Source organism: Ectopseudomonas chengduensis, from assembly GCF_900102635.1.
GTDB lineage: Bacteria > Pseudomonadota > Gammaproteobacteria > Pseudomonadales > Pseudomonadaceae > Aquipseudomonas > Aquipseudomonas chengduensis.
On sequence record NZ_FMZQ01000004.1, the window covers coordinates 34,911 to 51,315 of the forward strand.

Sequence of the window (16,405 nt, forward strand, 5' to 3'; positions counted from 1 at the left end):
AGCGAGCTCTGCTCGCGAATCGCTTGGATTGCGATGTTCGCGAGCAGAGCTCGCTCCTACGGATGCCTAGAAACAAAAAGGCCACCCCGAGGGGTGGCCTTTGCGTTTCTGCAACAACCGATCAGCTATGGCGGATCAGGTGGTCGAAGGCGGACAGCGATGCCTTCGAGCCTTCGCCCATGGCGATGACGATCTGCTTGTACGGCACGGTGGTGACGTCGCCGGCGGCAAACACGCCGGGGATATTGGTCGCACCCTTGCTGTCGACGATGATCTCGCCAAAGCGGTTGAGCTCGACGCTGCCCTTGAGCCAGTCGCTGTTGGGCAGCAGGCCGATCTGCACGAAGATGCCTTCCAGCTCGACGGTGTGCAGCTCCTCGGTGGTGCGGTCCTTGTACACCAGGCCGTTGACCTTCTGCCCGTCGCCCTTGACCTCGGTGGTCTGCGCGCTCTTGATCACGGTGACGTTGGGCAGGCTGCCCAGCTTCTTCTGCAGCACGGCGTCGGCACGCAGGGTGTCGGCGAACTCCAGCAGGGTCACGTGGGCGACGATGCCGGCCAGGTCGATGGCTGCCTCGACGCCGGAGTTACCGCCGCCGATCACCGCCACACGCTTGCCCTTGAACAGCGGGCCGTCGCAGTGCGGGCAGAAGCACACGCCCTTGGCCTTGTATTCCTGCTCGCCGGGCACACCCATCTCGCGCCAGCGTGCGCCGGTCGAGAGGATCACGGTCTTGGCCTTGAGCGACGCGCCGTTCTCGAACTTCACTTCGTGCAGGCCGCCTTCGCTGCTGGCAGGTACCAGAGCCGAAGCGCGCTGCAGGTTCATCACGTCGACTTCGTATTCCTTGACGTGCTCTTCCAGCGCGCGCACCAGTTTCGGGCCTTCGGTTTCCTTGACGGAGATGAAGTTCTCGATAGCCATGGTGTCCAGCACCTGACCACCGAAGCGCTCGGCGGCAATCGCGGTACGGATACCTTTACGCGCGGCGTAGATCGCAGCCGAAGCACCCGCCGGGCCACCACCGACTACCAGTACATCGAAGGCGTCCTTGGCGCTCATCTTCTCGGCGTCGCGGTTGGCAGCGCCGGTGTCGATCTTGGCAAGGATTTCTTTCACTTCCATGCGACCGGAAGCGAACACCTCGCCGTTCAGGTAGATGCTCGGCACAGCCATGATCTGGCGACGCTCGACTTCTTCCTGGAACAGCGCACCGTCGATGGAGACGTTGCGGATGTTGGGGTTGAGCACGGCCATCAGGTTCAGCGCCTGGACCACGTCCGGGCAGTTCTGGCAGGACAGCGAGAAATAGGTCTCGAACTCGAACTTGCCTTCGATGCTCTTGATCTGCGCGATGGTGTCGGCATCCAGCTTCGATGGATGACCGCCCATTTGCAGCAGCGCCAGCACCAACGAGGTGAACTCGTGGCCCATGGGGATACCGGCGAAGGCAACGCCGGTGTCTTCGCCCGGACGATTCAGGGCGAAAGACGGACGGCGGGCATCGTTGCCGTCAGTCTTCAGGGTGATCTTGTCGGTCAGGCCGACGATGTCCTGGAGCAGGCCCAGCAGCTCCTGAGATTTCGCGCCGTCATCGAGGGACGCGACGATCTCGAACGGCAGGGTGACCTTCTCCAGGTAGGCCTTCAACTGGGCTTTAAGATTGGCGTCCAACATGGCGGAAATTCCTCAAATACGAAAATTCGGGCAATAAAATGCCCGGACGGATCGCGCCCGGGCATCGGGCACCACAGGGGCCGGTAATGGCCCTGACAGCGCAGGTAGCAATTGCAAAACGGATTTCAGAGCGTCGCGAGCGACGGCTAGGCAAGGCGAAACGACCAACGGGAGTAACAGCCAAAGGCTGGCCCGAAGGGCGAGCGCCAGCGAGTAAATCTGGCGAGGGCGCGAAGTGTACTGAAGTACATGACAAGCCCGAGTCTGATTACAACGCTGCCTAGCCGAGCGCAGCAGCTCTGAAGCCGTTTTTAGATCTTGCCAACCAGGTCCAGCGACGGAGCCAGAGTGGCTTCGCCTTCTTTCCACTTGGCCGGGCAAACCTGACCCGGGTTAGCGGCGGTGTACTGAGCAGCCTTCAGCTTGCGCAGCGTCTCGGAAACGTCGCGAGCGATTTCGTTGGAGTGGATCTCAACGGTCTTGATCACGCCTTCCGGGTTGATCACGAAGGTGCCACGCAGAGCCAGACCTTCTTCAGCGATGTGTACGCCGAAAGCGTTGGTCAGCTGGTGGGTCGGGTCACCGATCAGCGGGAACTGAGCCTTGCCAACAGCCGGCGAAGTTTCGTGCCAGACCTTGTGCGAGAAGTGAGTGTCGGTGGTCACGATGTAGACCTCGGCACCGGCCTTCTGGAACTCGGCGTAGTTGTTGGCAGCGTCTTCGATTTCGGTCGGGCAGTTGAAGGTGAAGGCAGCCGGCATGAAGATCAGCACGGACCACTTGCCCTTCAGGGACTGCTCGGTGACTTCGATGAACTCGCCAGCGTGGAAAGCGTTGACTTTGAACGGTTGTACCTGAGTGTTGATGAGGGACATCTCTGACTCCTTCTGAGGTTTCTGTGAGGGTTTGAAATTTACAGGGCGTATCTTAGCGACCTAACGAAAAAAAGCTTATTGATTACGGCCATGATATTGATTGAATGAGCCAATCGTTGACCAAGCCCGCGCCAGGCGCGGGCTAGAGCTACTGCTCAGACAAGATCGGGATCGATAAGCAGCGCGATTTTACCCGCAACCTGATTACCGGCGAGTGTCTCGAATGCCGCTTCACTGTCTTTGAGGGCAAAACTGCGCTCGAGTTGCGGCTTTAACCGCCCCTCGGCAAACAGCGGCCAGACCTGTTGCTGCAGATCATGCAACAGGTCGGCCTTGAACGAGTCGTCGCGATTGCGCAGGGTCGAGCCGATCAGTTGAACGCGCTTGCCCAGCACCTGGGCCAGGTCCAGGGTGGCCTCGCGTCCGCCCATCAAACCAATATTGATCCAACGACCATCACGGGCCAGCAATTCCAGGTTGAGCGCCGCGTACTGCCCGCCAACCGGATCGAGGATCACATCGAACGGTCCGAAATCACGCAGCGCTTGCAGGTCTTCGCCGCGCAGGGCACCGCCCTGGGCACCGAGCGCTTCGCAGTAGGCCAACCGCTCGGCAGAGCCGACGCTGACCCAGCAAGGGCTGCCGAATGCCTTGCACAGCTGGATAGCAGCCGAGCCGACACCGCTGGCGCCGGCATGCAGCAGGACCTTCTCACCGGGGCGCAGGGCCCCGAGCTGGAACAGATTGAGCCAGGCGGTGGCATAGACCTCGGGCACCACAGCCGCCTCGACCAGGCTCAAGCCTTCTGGCACCGGCATGGCGTGGCGAGCATCGAGCACCACCTCTTCGGCCATGCCACCACCGGCAAGCAGACAGCAGACGCGATCCCCCACCTGCCAGGCGCTGCCGGCGCCGACTTCGACAACGACCCCGGCGCACTCCAGGCCCAGCGCCTGGCTCGCACCAGGCGGCGGCGGATAAAGCCCGGCGCGCTGCAACAGGTCAGCCCGGTTGAGCCCAGCGGCAGCCACCTTGACCCGAATCTGCCCCGCGTCACAGGTCTGCGCCGGTTGTTCCAGCCACTCTGCACGCCCTTCAACGCCTTGCAATGCCTTCATGCTGCCTCCATAGTGCAAGTGAACCGAGCCCAGCGCAGACCGCCGGGCTCTCGCCTAGCGCCAACGGAACCTGGCGCCCTCAAATACGGCCTAATATGCGTTATCAACTGCCACTACGTCGAATCAGCATGAAGCGATCTCTTGCAAGCACCGCCCTCGCCCTCGTACTCGGCTTCAGTGCCCTGCCGCTGGCGGCCAAGACCACCGCAGCGACCAGTTGGGACTATCTGCAGCCGGATCGCGAGCAGGTGATCGCCAGCCTCAACGTAGTGGAGCTGCTGCGCCGCCATCACTACAACAAGCCGCCGCTGAACGACGAACGCTCGATTCAGATCTATGACAACTACCTGAAGTTGCTCGATCCATCGCGCAGCTATTTCACTGCCGCTGACATCGCCGAATTCAACCAGTGGCGCACCCGCTTCGATGACCTGCTGAAAAGCGGCGACCTCGAACCCGGCTTCACCATCTTTCGCCGCCACCTGACCCGCACGGAAGAGCGCCTGAACTATGCGTTGGCGGAACTGGACAAGGGCGTCGACAAGATCGATTTCAGCATCGATGAAGAGCTGCAGGTCGATCGCGAGAAAGCGCCCTGGGCCAAAGACCGCGCTGAACTCGATGAACTGTGGCGCAAGCGTGTCAAAGACGAAGTGCTGCGGCTGAAGATCGCCGGCAAGGAAACCAAGGACATCCAGGAACTGCTGACCAAGCGCTACAAGAACCAGTTGGCGCGCCTCAAGCAGACCCGTGGCGAGGACGTGTTCCAGACCTACATCAACGCCTTCGCCACCACCTACGACCCGCACACCACCTATCTGTCACCGGATAATGCGGAAAACTTCGACATCAACATGAGCCTGTCGCTCGAAGGCATCGGCGCCGTCCTGCAAAGCGACAACGAGCATGTCAAGGTGGTGCGCCTGGTGCCTGCCGGCCCAGCCGAAAAGAGCAAGCAGATCGCACCGGCCGATAAGATCGTCGGCGTCGCCCAGGGCAATGATGAAATGGTCGACGTGATCGGCTGGCGCTTGGACGAAGTGGTCAAGCTGATTCGCGGCCCGAAAGGTTCCACCGTGCGCCTGGAAGTGATTCCGGCCAGCAATCCGCCCAGCGACCAGACCAGCAAGGTGGTCACCATCACCCGCGAAGCGGTCAAGCTGGAAGAGCAAGCTGCCAAGAAGAAGGTTCTGGAGCTCAAGCACGAGGGGCGTGATTACAAGCTCGGCGTCATCGAACTGCCGGCCTTCTACCTCGACTTCAAGGCCTTCCGCGCGGGCGACCCGAACTACAAGAGCACCACCCGTGACGTCAAACGCCTGCTCGACGAGCTGCAGGCCGAGAAGGTCGACGGCGTGGTCATCGACCTGCGCAACAACGGCGGTGGCTCGCTGCAGGAAGCCACCGAACTGACCAGCCTGTTCATCGAACAGGGCCCCACCGTACTGGTGCGCAACGCCGACGGCCGTGTCGACGTACTAGCCGACGAGAACAAGGGCGTTTACTACAGCGGCCCACTGGCCGTGCTGGTCAACCGTCTGTCCGCCTCGGCCTCGGAAATTTTCGCCGGCGCCATGCAGGATTATCACCGCGCACTGATTCTCGGCGGCCAGACCTTCGGCAAGGGCACCGTGCAGACCATTCAGCCGCTCAACCATGGCGAACTGAAACTGACCCTGGCCAAGTTCTATCGCGTTTCCGGCCAGAGCACCCAGCACCAGGGCGTGATCCCCGACATCCTGTACCCGGACGTCATGGACACCAAGGACATCGGCGAAAGCGCGCTGCCCGCTGCGCTGCCCTGGGACAGCATCCGCCCGGCGATCACCCCCGAGTTGGACCCGATCAAGCCCTTCCTGACCGAGCTGAAAGCTCGTCACGATCAGCGCACGGCCAAAGACCCGGACTTCGTCTTCACTCGCGACCGCCTGACCCTGGCCAAGAAGCTGATGGCAGAAACCACCGTCAGTCTCAACGAGCAGACCCGTCGTGCACGTCAGGCCGAAGTCGAAGCCAAGCAACTGGCACTGGAAAACAACCGCCGCCTGGCCAAGGGCGAAGAGCCACTCAAGGAACTGGCCAAGGAAGACGAAGACGCACTGCCAGTCGCCGATGAAAAGAGCACACCGGAAGACGATGCCTACCTGGCAGAGAGCGGACGCATCCTGCTCGACTACCTGGGCCTGAACCCCTCGCTGGCGCTGCATTGAGGCGACCCATCGAGCGTCATCAAATCGTCATCGAACTGTCGTGAAATAAAGGGCCGGTTAAACACCGGCCCTTTCGTTTCCGCCAGATCGAGACCACCATGACCGTCACCGAGCAGTTGGGCGCACTGGGCAACATCCTCGCTCACGGCGACCTCAGCAGCCTGTTCCAACCTATCGTCTCGCTGTCCGAACAGCGCATTCTCGGCTATGAGGCCCTGACTCGCGGCCCGTCCAACAGTCCGCTGCATTCGCCATTGACGCTGTTCGCCGTCGCCCGCCATGCGGGTCGCCTGAGCGAGCTGGAAATGGCCTGCCGCAAGAGCGCCTGCAGAGGCTTCAGTGATCTGGGCCTGGAAGGCAAGCTGTTTCTCAACGTCTCACCGGAATCGCTGCTCGACCCCAGCCATCAACCAGGGCGTACCCTGAAATTGCTACAGGCTTTCGGTATTCCACCGAGCCAGGTGGTGATCGAACTCACCGAGCAGTCCCCCACCGAAGACTTCGCCCTGCTCGACAATGCCCTGCATCACTACCGCGCCATGGGTTTTTCCATCGCTCTGGATGACCTCGGCGCAGGCTACTCCAGTTTGCGCCTGTGGTCGGAGCTGCGCCCGGACTACGTGAAGATCGACCGCCACTTCATCGATGGTATTCATCAAGATGCAGTGAAGCGTGAGTTCGTCGGCTCGATCCTGAAGATGGCCGAAGCCTCGCGCGCTCAAGTGATCGCCGAAGGTATCGAACTGCCCGAAGAGCTGGCCGTACTGGCAGAGATGGGTGTCGATCTGGTGCAGGGCTATCTGCTCAGCAGGCCGCAGGAAAAGCCGCCACGCGATGCCCGGCAACTGCTGCCCCAGGTCCTGAGCAATCAGGTCAGCCTCAGTGAGGACAGCCATGACCTCAGCGCCCTGCTCAACGACCAGCCCGCGGTCGATCAGCACACGGCCATCGCTGAAGTGCTGGATGTATTTCGCGCCCAGGCCAACCTCAACTCCCTGGCCGTACTGGACACGCAGCGCCAACCGGTCGGGATCGTCCATCGTCACTCGCTGTCCGAAGCGCTGCTCAAGCCCTTCGCCACCGATCTGTTCGCGCGCAAACCCATCAGCCGCCTGATGAGCCAGGACTTTCTCGCCGTGGAACTGACGCAGTCCCTGCAGAAGGTCAGTCGCCTGCTCACCAGCCGCGCGCGCCAGCGCATCGAGGAAGACTTCATCATCATCCAGAACGGCCGCTACTTGGGCCTGGGCCGGGTCATCGACGTGCTCAAGCTGATCACCGAACAGAAGCTGCAGCAGGCCCGACACGCCAATCCGCTTACGCTGCTGCCGGGTAACGTACCTATCCAGCAGTGCCTTGGCCGCCTGCTGCAGCAGCAACGCGAAGCTGCGGTGTGCTACGTGGATCTCGACAGCTTCAAACCCTTCAACGACCTCTACGGCTATGCCAAGGGCGACGAGGTGCTGCTGTGCCTGGCGCAATGCCTGAATGACCGGGTCGATCCAGCCCGCGACTTCGTCGGGCATATCGGCGGTGACGACTTCATGCTGGTGCTCGGCTCGCCAGACTGGCGCGAAAAGCTCGGCAAGCTGATCGAGGATTTCCAGAATCAGTGCCGACGCTTTTACCGCGATGAGCATCTTCAGGCCGGCTGCTTCATTGCCCACAACCGCCACGGCCAGCGCCAGGAATATGCGCTGCTGTCACTGTCTATCGGCGTGGTGCACGTAAAAGCGCAAGATTGCGCCCAGCTCGATGCCTCGCGCCTGGCCGAACTGGCCTCCGAGGCCAAGCGCCAGGCCAAGGCCGTGCCTGGCTACAGCCTGCATATTCTGCAAGGCTCAACGGCCTGAGCGCGTAGCCTCGTCTGCCATGGCGGCATAGCGCTCGGCGACTTGCAGGTCTGCTTCCAGCCCGGGAGCACCGTCGCGATAGAGCTGACTCAGACGACTGGCAGCCAGAGGATGGCCGGCAGCCAACGCCATTTCCCACCAACCTACTGCTTGCGAGGCATCCGGTGCCTGCCGGGTATCGCCCTGCAGGGCCTGCACGCCTAACTGATAGGCGGCCTTGCCGTCACCGCCATTGGCGGCCAGGCGCAACAACCTCAGCCCTTCCTCACGCGCACCCAGGCCCTGCCCCCTGAACAGCAGAATATGGCCGTAAAAGCTCTGTGCCGAGCGATCGCCGAGATTGGCCATGCGCCCGTACTGGCCCTGCATCCATTGCCACACACGTGGCTGACGCAGCGCCGCGGGCCAGTGAAACAGACGCCGGGCCAGCCAGTAGCCAAGGCGTGCGCGTACCTGCCAGAGCAACCTAGACATCGGCGGGGTAGTCGAACTCGAACACCCTGACCACCTGGGCAGCGTGCCAGGATGCAGCTGCCACACCATCGGAAGCGCCACTGAAGCGTCCCAGGCTCGTCACGCAGTCGAAGAATCCGGTACGTGGCAGGCGACTGGCGCCCTGGCTGATCACCAGAGCGCTGCGCAGCGGTCGTTCGGCGCGCGCATCCAGTGCAGCCAAGTGCTCCAGTGCGGCGGTCAGGGTCTGCATGGCTGGTGCCGGCAGATCGAGACGTTCGATCAGTGCCCGGTAGGTGAGTAGGTGGCGCTGACGACGGGCGTCGTCCAGCTCGGCCAGCAATGCCTGCCAGTGTTGGCGACTGATACGCACGCTCAAGACCAGCCCTCCAGCCCCAGTTCCCAGGCCAGCGAACGCAGAATGGCAGCGTCGGGTTGACGTTCGCCACTTTCGATCATGGCTAGATAATGAGGGCTGATGCCGACGCTGCGAGCCAGCGCTTCCGGGCTCAGGCCCTTGGCTTCGCGTAACGTTTGCAATTGCGCGAGAGGCGCGCGATTGGCTGTAGGCGTTGGCGAAGGCGCAACGGCCGCGGCAACGTCCTGGCGACCCGCGGCTTGCAACAAGGCCTGATAATCGGCCCAGGGCAGCACCGCGTATTCCGGCTCGCCGTCACGGGCAATGATTTGCACACTCATGAGTCTCTCCGTTGGAAAGCAGGGCCGACAGCCTCGACCCCTTCCTTGCATGCGGCCATCTTAACAGGCGTCTGCCGCCTGGGGCGTGATCCATGCTGCCAAGGTAGCAAGATGCGGTGCTCGCCCTGGCCCAACAAATCATCAGGAATGCAACGGATCGACCCGCTCCGCTGCCGGCAGGTGCTCAATGAGCGCCAGGCGCTCCGGGCTTTGTTTGTCGCGCCAAGCCCTGAAGGCTTCGAGCTCGCCATGCCAGGTGCGCATTATCCAGGCCAGCACGGCCAGGTCATCGACGAAGCCAACGCCGACCAGCCAGTCGGGAATGGCATCGAAGGGGGTAATGAAGTACAGCAGCGCAGCCACCACCATCAACAGCGCCTGACTGCTGATCTGCCGGTACTCTCCCTTGAACCAGGCCAGACTGAGTGCACGCAGCAGTTGCAGGTCCTCTTTGAGAGCGGCGAAGCGTTGGCCTTGTGGTGTGCGCTTGTCAGCCAGCGCGCGGAGCAACTCCGGCAACCGGCCTTCACGCAGGAAGCGGGCAGCCAGCGGCAGGTAACGCGTCAGTTTCCACGGTGTTTTCATTCGGCCTCCTCGGCAAGCCAGGCAGTATCAGGGCTTGCCTCGCTTATCCACCGAAGCTGTGGATAAATCTGTGCAAAGTCTTTCGACAAGCTTATCAAAGCCCCGTGGCATGGGGCCTGGGCTTAGATCGGATATTTTTTATACAGCATATAAAATCCATGAAAATCAACAAGTTGCTGATTGACACGAGCGCGACTCAGTTGTAGCTCAGACTTGTTAGGAATGTTTCCCATGATGTGCATAAGCGTAACACCCTGACCTCCACATCCTTGCTTACACCCCCCCAGAAACGACAACGCCCCGTCAAGACGGGGCGTTGTAAACGAGTACCGAGTGTTACTGCTCGGTCGGCTCGGCTGCCTGATCCTTGATGCCGATCAGTTCCAGATCGAACACCAGTACCGAGTTGGCCGGAATGGCCGGGGATGGGCTCTGCTCGCCGTAAGCCAGCTCGCTGGGGATGTACAGCTTGTACTTCTCACCGACGTGCATCAGTTGCAGGCCTTCGACCCAACCCGGGATCACACCGCCAACCGGCAGATCGATGGGGCTACCTCGAGCGACAGAGCTGTCGAATACGCTGCCATCGGTCAGTTTGCCTTCGTAGTGAACGGTCACTACGTCGCTTTCCTTCGGCTGTTCGCCGTCGGTTTTCTTGATCACTTCGTACTGCAGGCCAGAAGCGGTGGTGACCACGCCTTCGCGCTTACCGTTCTCTTCAAGGAATTTCTTGCCGGCTTCAGCGGCTTCCTTGTTCAGCTCAGTCATGCGCTCTTCAGCACGGTTCTGCAGGAAGGAGAAAGCCTCGATCATGTCTTCGTCCTTGATGCGCGGCTCCTTCTTCGCCAGCGCGTCCTCGATACCCTGAGCGACGGCCTTGGAATCCAGGTCATCCATGCCTTCCTCGGACAGACTACGGCCCATGTTCAGGCCAATGCCGTAGGAGGCTTTCTGCGCCGGGCTCTTGAGTTCGACTTCGCTGGTTTGCGAATCGCAACCGGCAAGCACCAGGCCCACCAGGGCAACCGCTGCCGCCAAACGATGCTGTTTCATGCTTGTTCCTTGTAGATGCGCCCGAAGGCCGTCGAGTGAAAGCGCGAGCTTAGCAGTACGCCGCAATCACTGGCTACGGCATAGGAGCCGAGCAATGCGCATAAGTTCAAGCAAGCAAAGGATTTTTCAAAGATTTCAGCGTATGCCGAAGAGTTGTCACAGGAGGGGATGAAGCGAGGAGAAGAATGGCGCAGCGGACGGGACTCGAACCCGCGACCCCCGGCGTGACAGGCCGGTATTCTAACCGACTGAACTACCGCTGCGCGTAACTGCGAGATTGGTGGGTGATGACGGGATCGAACCGCCGACCCTCTGCTTGTAAGGCAGATGCTCTCCCGGCTGAGCTAATCACCCTTCACTCTCGAAGTGGGGCGCATTCTAGAGAGCGATCCTGACCTTGGCAAGCCCTCTTCGCAAAAATTTTTATCGCCGCAGCAAGAACTTAGGCGATGCCAGCGAATTTCCTCAGCGGCTAGTTGTCAGGGTTGGCCTGAGCACGCCAGCGGAGAATAATGCGCGCTCTGTGCCGGCGGAGCGATCATGATCCTGTTGATGGCCCGCCACCTTCATCCGTCGCTGCGCGCCGGCTTTCCCGAATGGGAGAGCCCAAGGACGGCGCCAACCTGCGACCTCATCATCAATGGAGAATCACCCGCTCATGTGGTTTCGTAACCTGCTGGTCTACCGCCTCACCCAGGACATCCCTTTCGACGCCGAAGCACTGGAGACCGCACTGGCCAGCAAGCCGGCACGTCCCTGCGCCAGCCAGGAGCTGACCACCTACGGTTTCACCGCCCCCTTCGGCAAAGGCGCCGATGCTCCGCTTGTGCATGTCAGCGGTGATTTCCTGCTGATCGGCGCACGCAAGGAAGAGCGCATCCTGCCGGGTTCGGTCGTGCGCGACGCGCTGAAAGAGAAGGTCGACGAAATCGAAAACACGCAGATGCGCAAGGTGTACAAGAAAGAGCGCGACCAGATCAAAGATGAGATCGTCCAGGCCTTCCTGCCACGCGCCTTCATCCGCAAATCCGGCACCTTCGCCGCCATCGCGCCGAAACAGGGCCTGATCCTGGTCGACAGCGCCAGCGCCAAGAAGGCCGAAGACCTGCTCTCAACCCTGCGTGAAGCCATCGGCTCGCTGCCGGTGCGCCCGCTGTCGGTGAAGATAGCGCCGACCGCCACCCTCACCGACTGGTTGAAGAACCAGAGCGCTGCCGAAGGCTTCTTCGTCCTCGACGAGTGCGAGCTGCGCGATACCCACGAAGACGGCGGCGTGGTGCGCTGCAAGCGCCAGGATCTGACCAGCGAGGAAATCCAGCTGCACCTGTCCACCGGTAAGCAGGTCACCCAACTGTCGCTGGCCTGGCAGGACAAGTTGTCCTTCGTGCTGGATGACAAGCTGACCATCAAGCGCCTGCGCTTCGAAGACGTGCTGCAGGAGCAGGCCGAACAGGACGGTGGTGACGACGCCCTGGCCCAGCAGGATGCCAGCTTCATCCTGATGATGATGACCCTGGTGGAGTTTCTGCCGGAACTGTTCACCGCACTTGGCGGCGAAGAGATTCCGCAGGGCATCTGAAACGGTCAAAAGCAGGACTTAGGTCTGTAGGAGCGGCGCCCCGCCGCGAATCTGGGTGGGGCGCCTGAAAAGCTTCGCCCCGAGGCGGGGCTCCTACGAAAAGCGACCTTGCAGACATTGCCGGACAGGTATCTTGGTAGGCGGGGCAACCCGCCTAATCCAATGCATCAAGCCTGATCGGCGCCTGGCGAGTAGCCTGGATGCAATCCGGGGCCATTGCACCAGCGATTCCCGGATTTCATCCGGGCTACCTGTGTAGACCTCAGACCAGTGACTCGAGACTCTCGGTAAAAGCACTGGCGCCCTGCTCGGCCGAGCTGAAGTTGTGGCGCATGAAGGCGAACAGCTCGCGCCCACAACCAATTGCCTGCGCAGGCCGCGCGGCCGGCTCGCGCGCTGCGAATTCGGCCTCATCGATCTGCAGCAGCAATTCCCCCGTCGTACCATCGAGACGTATCAGATCGCCGTCACGCACCCGCGCCAGCGGCCCGCCATCGAAAGCCTCCGGGCAGACATGAATGGCCGCCGGAATCTTGCCCGAGGCACCGGACATGCGCCCGTCGGTGACCAGTGCCACCTTGAAGCCGCGATCCTGCAGCACACCCAGGTAAGGCGTCATCTTGTGCAACTCCGGCATGCCATTGCTGCGCGGCCCCTGAAAACGCACAACGGCAACGAAATCGCGCTCCAGCTTGCCGGCCTTGAAGGCTTCGACCAGATCCAGCTGATCCTCGAACACCAGCGCTGGCGCTTCCACCACCTGATGCTCGGGGTCTACCGCAGACACCTTCATCACCCCACGGCCGAGGTTGCCCTGCATCAGGCGCAGGCCGCCTTCTGCCGAGAACGGCCGCGCCACGGGGCGCAGCACGCTTTCCTCGAGACTTTCGGTCGGACCGTCGCGCCAGACCAGCTTGCCGTCCTCGAGGAAGGGCTCACGGGTGTAGCGCGACAGGCCGCGGCCGGCCACGGTGTTGACCTCTTCATGTAGCAACCCGGCTTCAAGCAATTCGCGAATCAGGAAGGCCATGCCGCCTGCGGCCTGGAAGTGATTGATATCGGCCTTGCCATTGGGGTAGACGTGCGCGAGGGTCGGCACCACTTCGGACAGGTCGGCCATGTCCTGCCAGGTCAGCAAAATGCCGGCGGCGCGGGCGATGGCCGGCATATGCAGGGTATGGTTGGTGGAACCACCGGTGGCGTGCAGAGCGACGATGGAGTTGACCAGGCAACGCTCGTCGACGATCTCGCCAATGGGCATGAACTGGCCACTCTGCCTGGTCAGCCGCGTGACCTGCTGCGCAGCCTCACGGGTCAGCGCATCACGCAGTGGCGTGCCCGGATTGATGAAGGAAGCACCCGGCAGGTGCAGGCCCATCACCTCCATCAGCAACTGGTTGGTATTGGCGGTGCCATAGAAGGTGCAGGTACCTGGCCCGTGGTAAGCGGCCATTTCCGCAGCCAGCAGCTCGTCTCGGGTCGCCTTGCCCTCGGCGTAACGCTGGCGCACATCGGCTTTCTCCTTGTTGGACAGCCCCGAGGTCATTGGCCCTGCCGGCACGAACATGGATGGCAGATGACCAAAACGCAGCGCGCCCATCACCAGCCCCGGCACGATCTTGTCGCACACTCCCAGATAAAGAGCGGCGTCGAACATGTTGTGCGACAGCGCCACGGCGGTGGACATCGCGATCACCTCACGACTGGCAATGCCCAGCTCCATGCCCGGCTCACCCTGCGTGACGCCATCGCACATGGCCGGCACGCCACCGGCGAACTGCCCCACCGAGCCCAACTCGCGAAGGGCCTGCTTGATCTGTTCTGGAAAGGTTTCGTAGGGCTGATGGGCCGACAACATGTCGTTGTAGGCAGACACGATGGCCACGTTGGCCGCCTCCATCAGGCGCAGGGTCTGCTTGTCATGACCGCTGCAACCGGCGACGCCGTGAGCGAAGTTGGCACACTGCAGCTTGCCACGTTGCGGCCCCTCACTGGCGGCCGCACGGATCATCTCAAGGTAGCGCTGGCGCGTGGCGCGGCTGCGCTCGACAAGACGTTCGGTAACTTCAACAACGCGGGGATGCATGGGAAATCTCCAGGCTAGCTTCTAGCGTCTGTTCGTATTTACAACAAAATACTGCCACTCAACGGGCTTGATTTCTAGAGCAATGGGAATAATCTTGTAATTACAACAACAAATTGACGAGACCCTCACCATGACACTACGCATCGCCATCAATGGCTTCGGCCGTATCGGTCGCAACGTGCTACGCGCACTCTATACCCAGAATTATCGCCAGCACCTGCAGGTCGTGGCGATCAACGATCTGGGCGACAGCGCGATCAATGCCCACCTGCTGCAATATGACAGCGTCCACGGCCATTTCCCTGAAGAAGTTAAAGTGGACGGCGAAAGCCTGTGGATCAAGGGTGACCGCATCGCCGTCAGCGCCATTCGCAATCCGGCCGAGCTGCCCTGGAAAACTCATCAGGTCGATGTGGTGCTGGAATGCACCGGGCTGTTCACCGAACGTGACAAGGCCGCCGCGCACCTCGCGGCCGGCGCACGCAAGGTGCTGATCTCCGCACCTGCCAAGGGTGCCGACGCCACCGTGGTGTATGGCGTCAACGAGCAGGTGCTGACACCTGACATGCAGATCATTTCCAACGCCTCCTGCACCACCAACTGCCTGGCACCGGTGGCGCAGGTGCTGCATCGCGAACTGGGCATCGAACAGGGCCTGATGACCACCATTCACGCCTATACCAACGACCAGAACCTGTCCGACGTTTACCACAGCGATTTGTACCGTGCGCGTTCGGCGACCCAGTCGATGATCCCGACCAAGACCGGTGCCGCCGAAGCGGTCGGCCTGGTACTGCCGGAACTGGCCGGCAAGCTCACCGGCATGGCCGTGCGGGTGCCGGTGATCAATGTGTCGCTGGTCGACCTGACTCTGCAGGTGAAGCGCGAGACCACTGCCGAGGAAGTCAACGCCCTGTTCAAGGCCGCCAGCGAGAAATCCCCGGTGCTGGGCTACAACGCGCTGCCGCTGGTGTCCTGCGACTTCAACCACAACCCGTTGTCATCGATCTTCGATGCCAACCACACCAAGGTCAGCGGCAAGCTGCTCAAGGTCATGGCCTGGTATGACAACGAGTGGGGCTTCTCCAACCGCATGCTGGACAACTGCCTGGTCCTGGCCCGCCTGCACTGAACGAGGAGGCTTGATGAGCCGTATCAGCTTCACCCATGCCCAATTGCCGGCGCGCAAGCGCATCGCCCTGGTGGCGCACGACCACTGCAAAGGCTTCCTGCTGGACTGGTGCGAGCGTCAGCGCGACAAGCTGGCTCGCCATGAACTGGTGGCCACTGGCACCACCGGCCTGCTTCTGAGCAAGCGTCTGGATTTGCCGGTGGAAAGCATGATCAGCGGCCCGCTGGGCGGCGACCAGCAGATCGGCGCGCGCATCGCCGAACAGCGCGTGGACATGCTGGTGTTCTTCTGGGACCCCTTCGAGCCACAGCCACACGACCCGGACATCAAGGCCCTGCTGCGTGTGGCGGCGGTGTGGAACATCCCGGTAGCCTGTAACGAGAGCAGCGCCGACTACATGCTCAGCAGCAGCCTGCTGGAGCAGCAGCACGAATACCGTATTCCTGACTATCAGGCGTACCTGGCGGCACGCGGCTAGCAGGCCATTGAAAAACTACCTGCGTTGGCAATACTGCGTTAAAAACGGCCTCAAAATGCTCATTTACAACTCGTAAACCCGAGTGCGGGCCCAGTGCCTTTTTCGGCCGTTTTTGCGGGGCCGCCATCGGTATTGTCTTGCCTGCCTCGCCGACGTTTTTCAACGGCCTGCTAGAAATCCACCTTGCCCCGCCCCGCCTTGATCACCCCTCGCTTGTTCTTGCCGTCCAGACGGCGCTTTTTCGAGCCGAGGGTCGGTTTGGTCGGACGGCGTTTCTTTTCCACCTTGCCGGCGCTGCGGATCAACTCGGCAAGACGCTCGAGGGCGTCGGCGCGATTCTGCTCCTGAGTGCGGTACTGCTGCGCCTTGATGATCACCACCCCGTCGGCGGTGATACGGCTGTCGGCAAGCGTCAGCAGGCGCTCCTTGTAAAAGGGCGGCAACGACGAAGCCTGGCTGTCGAAACGCAGGTGCACGGCGCTGGACACCTTGTTGACGTTCTGCCCACCGGCGCCCTGGGCGCGGATGGCGGTCAGTTCGATTTCATCATCGGGAAGGTGAACACTGTTGGAGACGATCAGCATGGCCATGATTTCTTGAAAGGCA

At 61.5% G+C, this 16,405-nt stretch carries 16 protein-coding genes and 2 tRNA genes; 6 read left to right on the forward strand and 12 right to left on the reverse strand.

Annotation, left to right across the window (positions count from 1 at the left end; translation table 11 throughout):
• Positions 1-121: 121 nt before the first annotated feature.
• The 3 genes from ahpF to BLS08_RS08440 all read right to left on the reverse strand — a co-directional run bounded on the left by ahpF (position 122) and on the right by BLS08_RS08440 (position 3,671).
• Positions 122-1,678 carry an alkyl hydroperoxide reductase subunit F gene (gene ahpF, locus BLS08_RS08430; RefSeq protein WP_090336354.1) on the reverse strand — a complete coding sequence of 519 codons (1,557 nt, stop codon included), beginning with the start codon at positions 1,676-1,678 and terminating at the stop codon, positions 122-124.
• Between the two features lie 311 nt (positions 1,679-1,989).
• Positions 1,990-2,553, reverse strand: coding sequence for an alkyl hydroperoxide reductase subunit C (ahpC, locus tag BLS08_RS08435; RefSeq protein ID WP_090336356.1), 564 nt, complete (start codon positions 2,551-2,553; stop codon positions 1,990-1,992).
• A 155-nt stretch (positions 2,554-2,708) separates the two neighbouring features.
• Positions 2,709-3,671: an NAD(P)H-quinone oxidoreductase gene (locus BLS08_RS08440; protein WP_075746062.1), complete on the reverse strand. Its 963-nt coding sequence runs from the start codon at positions 3,669-3,671 to the stop codon at positions 2,709-2,711.
• A 128-nt stretch (positions 3,672-3,799) separates the two neighbouring features.
• Between BLS08_RS08440 and BLS08_RS08445 the strand changes: the two genes are divergently transcribed.
• Together BLS08_RS08445 and BLS08_RS08450 are read left to right on the forward strand one after the other, a co-directional pair.
• Positions 3,800-5,881, forward strand: coding sequence for a carboxy terminal-processing peptidase (locus tag BLS08_RS08445; protein WP_090336358.1), 2,082 nt, complete (start codon positions 3,800-3,802; stop codon positions 5,879-5,881).
• A gap of 98 nt (positions 5,882-5,979) precedes the next feature.
• Positions 5,980-7,734 carry a bifunctional diguanylate cyclase/phosphodiesterase gene (locus tag BLS08_RS08450; protein WP_090336361.1) on the forward strand — a complete coding sequence of 585 codons (1,755 nt, stop codon included), beginning with the start codon at positions 5,980-5,982 and terminating at the stop codon, positions 7,732-7,734.
• On the opposite strand, the gene BLS08_RS08455 is transcribed toward BLS08_RS08450, so the two are convergent.
• The 7 genes from BLS08_RS08455 to BLS08_RS08485 all read right to left on the reverse strand — a co-directional run bounded on the left by BLS08_RS08455 (position 7,723) and on the right by BLS08_RS08485 (position 10,878).
• Positions 7,723-8,208, reverse strand: a complete 486-nt coding sequence (locus BLS08_RS08455) for an SEL1-like repeat protein (RefSeq protein WP_059390705.1) — start codon at positions 8,206-8,208, stop codon at positions 7,723-7,725. The genes BLS08_RS08450 and BLS08_RS08455 overlap by 12 nt on opposite strands.
• Positions 8,201-8,566, reverse strand: coding sequence for a hypothetical protein (locus BLS08_RS08460; protein ID WP_090336363.1), 366 nt, complete (start codon positions 8,564-8,566; stop codon positions 8,201-8,203). Before BLS08_RS08460 ends, BLS08_RS08455 begins: the two co-directional genes overlap by 8 nt.
• Positions 8,563-8,886 carry a helix-turn-helix domain-containing protein gene (locus tag BLS08_RS08465; RefSeq protein WP_075746056.1) on the reverse strand — a complete coding sequence of 108 codons (324 nt, stop codon included), beginning with the start codon at positions 8,884-8,886 and terminating at the stop codon, positions 8,563-8,565. The genes BLS08_RS08460 and BLS08_RS08465 overlap by 4 nt, the downstream gene beginning before the upstream one ends.
• A gap of 141 nt (positions 8,887-9,027) precedes the next feature.
• Positions 9,028-9,471 (reverse strand): YkvA family protein, encoded by a 444-nt coding sequence (locus BLS08_RS08470; protein WP_064494246.1) that lies wholly within the window; start codon positions 9,469-9,471, stop codon positions 9,028-9,030.
• A gap of 336 nt (positions 9,472-9,807) precedes the next feature.
• Positions 9,808-10,524: a BamJ family beta-barrel-assembly machinery protein gene (locus tag BLS08_RS08475; RefSeq protein WP_090336365.1), complete on the reverse strand. Its 717-nt coding sequence runs from the start codon at positions 10,522-10,524 to the stop codon at positions 9,808-9,810.
• Between the two features lie 186 nt (positions 10,525-10,710).
• Positions 10,711-10,787, reverse strand: a tRNA-Asp gene (locus BLS08_RS08480).
• Between the two features lie 15 nt (positions 10,788-10,802).
• Positions 10,803-10,878: transfer RNA gene (locus tag BLS08_RS08485), tRNA-Val, on the reverse strand.
• Positions 10,879-11,064: 186 nt separating this feature from the next.
• On the opposite strand from BLS08_RS08485, the gene BLS08_RS26690 reads away from it, so the two are divergent.
• Positions 11,065-11,196 (forward strand): hypothetical protein, encoded by a 132-nt coding sequence (locus BLS08_RS26690; protein ID WP_256595729.1) that lies wholly within the window; start codon positions 11,065-11,067, stop codon positions 11,194-11,196.
• A complete protein-coding gene (rdgC, locus tag BLS08_RS08490; RefSeq protein WP_013714480.1) occupies positions 11,183-12,103 on the forward strand; it encodes a recombination-associated protein RdgC in 921 nt (306 codons plus the stop codon). Before BLS08_RS26690 ends, rdgC begins: the two co-directional genes overlap by 14 nt.
• Before the next feature lie 262 nt (positions 12,104-12,365).
• Here rdgC and edd read toward each other — a convergent pair whose 3' ends face one another.
• Entirely contained in the window at positions 12,366-14,189 is a 1,824-nt protein-coding gene (edd, locus tag BLS08_RS08495; protein ID WP_090336367.1) for a phosphogluconate dehydratase, read from the reverse strand.
• A gap of 130 nt (positions 14,190-14,319) precedes the next feature.
• On the opposite strand from edd, the gene gap reads away from it, so the two are divergent.
• The gene (gene gap / locus BLS08_RS08500; protein WP_017677923.1) at positions 14,320-15,321 is read left to right on the forward strand and encodes a type I glyceraldehyde-3-phosphate dehydrogenase; all 1,002 of its coding nucleotides are present in this window, start codon (positions 14,320-14,322) and stop codon (positions 15,319-15,321) included.
• Positions 15,322-15,334: 13 nt separating this feature from the next.
• A complete protein-coding gene (locus BLS08_RS08505; RefSeq protein ID WP_017677924.1) occupies positions 15,335-15,799 on the forward strand; it encodes a methylglyoxal synthase in 465 nt (154 codons plus the stop codon).
• A 170-nt stretch (positions 15,800-15,969) separates the two neighbouring features.
• Here the strand turns inward: BLS08_RS08505 and arfB are convergent, their stop codons facing one another.
• Positions 15,970-16,383, reverse strand: a complete 414-nt coding sequence (arfB, locus tag BLS08_RS08510; RefSeq protein WP_017677925.1) for an alternative ribosome rescue aminoacyl-tRNA hydrolase ArfB — start codon at positions 16,381-16,383, stop codon at positions 15,970-15,972.
• Positions 16,384-16,405: the final 22 nt, after the last annotated feature.

What these genes read in the sequence shown, in the direction of transcription:
- rdgC (WP_013714480.1), top strand. Translation starts at nt 11,183, where the DNA reads ATGTGGTTTCGTAACCTGCTGGTCTACCGCCTCACCCAGGACATCCCT.
- ahpC (WP_090336356.1), bottom strand. Translation starts at nt 2,553, where the DNA reads ATGTCCCTCATCAACACTCAGGTACAACCGTTCAAAGTCAACGCTTTC.
- BLS08_RS08465 (WP_075746056.1), bottom strand. Translation starts at nt 8,886, where the DNA reads ATGAGTGTGCAAATCATTGCCCGTGACGGCGAGCCGGAATACGCGGTG.
- BLS08_RS08445 (WP_090336358.1), top strand. Translation starts at nt 3,800, where the DNA reads ATGAAGCGATCTCTTGCAAGCACCGCCCTCGCCCTCGTACTCGGCTTC.
- edd (WP_090336367.1), bottom strand. Translation starts at nt 14,189, where the DNA reads ATGCATCCCCGCGTTGTTGAAGTTACCGAACGTCTTGTCGAGCGCAGC.
- arfB (WP_017677925.1), bottom strand. Translation starts at nt 16,383, where the DNA reads ATGCTGATCGTCTCCAACAGTGTTCACCTTCCCGATGATGAAATCGAA.
- gap (WP_017677923.1), top strand. Translation starts at nt 14,320, where the DNA reads ATGACACTACGCATCGCCATCAATGGCTTCGGCCGTATCGGTCGCAAC.
- BLS08_RS26690 (WP_256595729.1), top strand. Translation starts at nt 11,065, where the DNA reads ATGATCCTGTTGATGGCCCGCCACCTTCATCCGTCGCTGCGCGCCGGC.
- BLS08_RS08450 (WP_090336361.1), top strand. Translation starts at nt 5,980, where the DNA reads ATGACCGTCACCGAGCAGTTGGGCGCACTGGGCAACATCCTCGCTCAC.
- BLS08_RS08440 (WP_075746062.1), bottom strand. Translation starts at nt 3,671, where the DNA reads ATGAAGGCATTGCAAGGCGTTGAAGGGCGTGCAGAGTGGCTGGAACAA.
- BLS08_RS08505 (WP_017677924.1), top strand. Translation starts at nt 15,335, where the DNA reads ATGAGCCGTATCAGCTTCACCCATGCCCAATTGCCGGCGCGCAAGCGC.
- BLS08_RS08470 (WP_064494246.1), bottom strand. Translation starts at nt 9,471, where the DNA reads ATGAAAACACCGTGGAAACTGACGCGTTACCTGCCGCTGGCTGCCCGC.
- BLS08_RS08455 (WP_059390705.1), bottom strand. Translation starts at nt 8,208, where the DNA reads ATGTCTAGGTTGCTCTGGCAGGTACGCGCACGCCTTGGCTACTGGCTG.
- BLS08_RS08475 (WP_090336365.1), bottom strand. Translation starts at nt 10,524, where the DNA reads ATGAAACAGCATCGTTTGGCGGCAGCGGTTGCCCTGGTGGGCCTGGTG.
- ahpF (WP_090336354.1), bottom strand. Translation starts at nt 1,678, where the DNA reads ATGTTGGACGCCAATCTTAAAGCCCAGTTGAAGGCCTACCTGGAGAAG.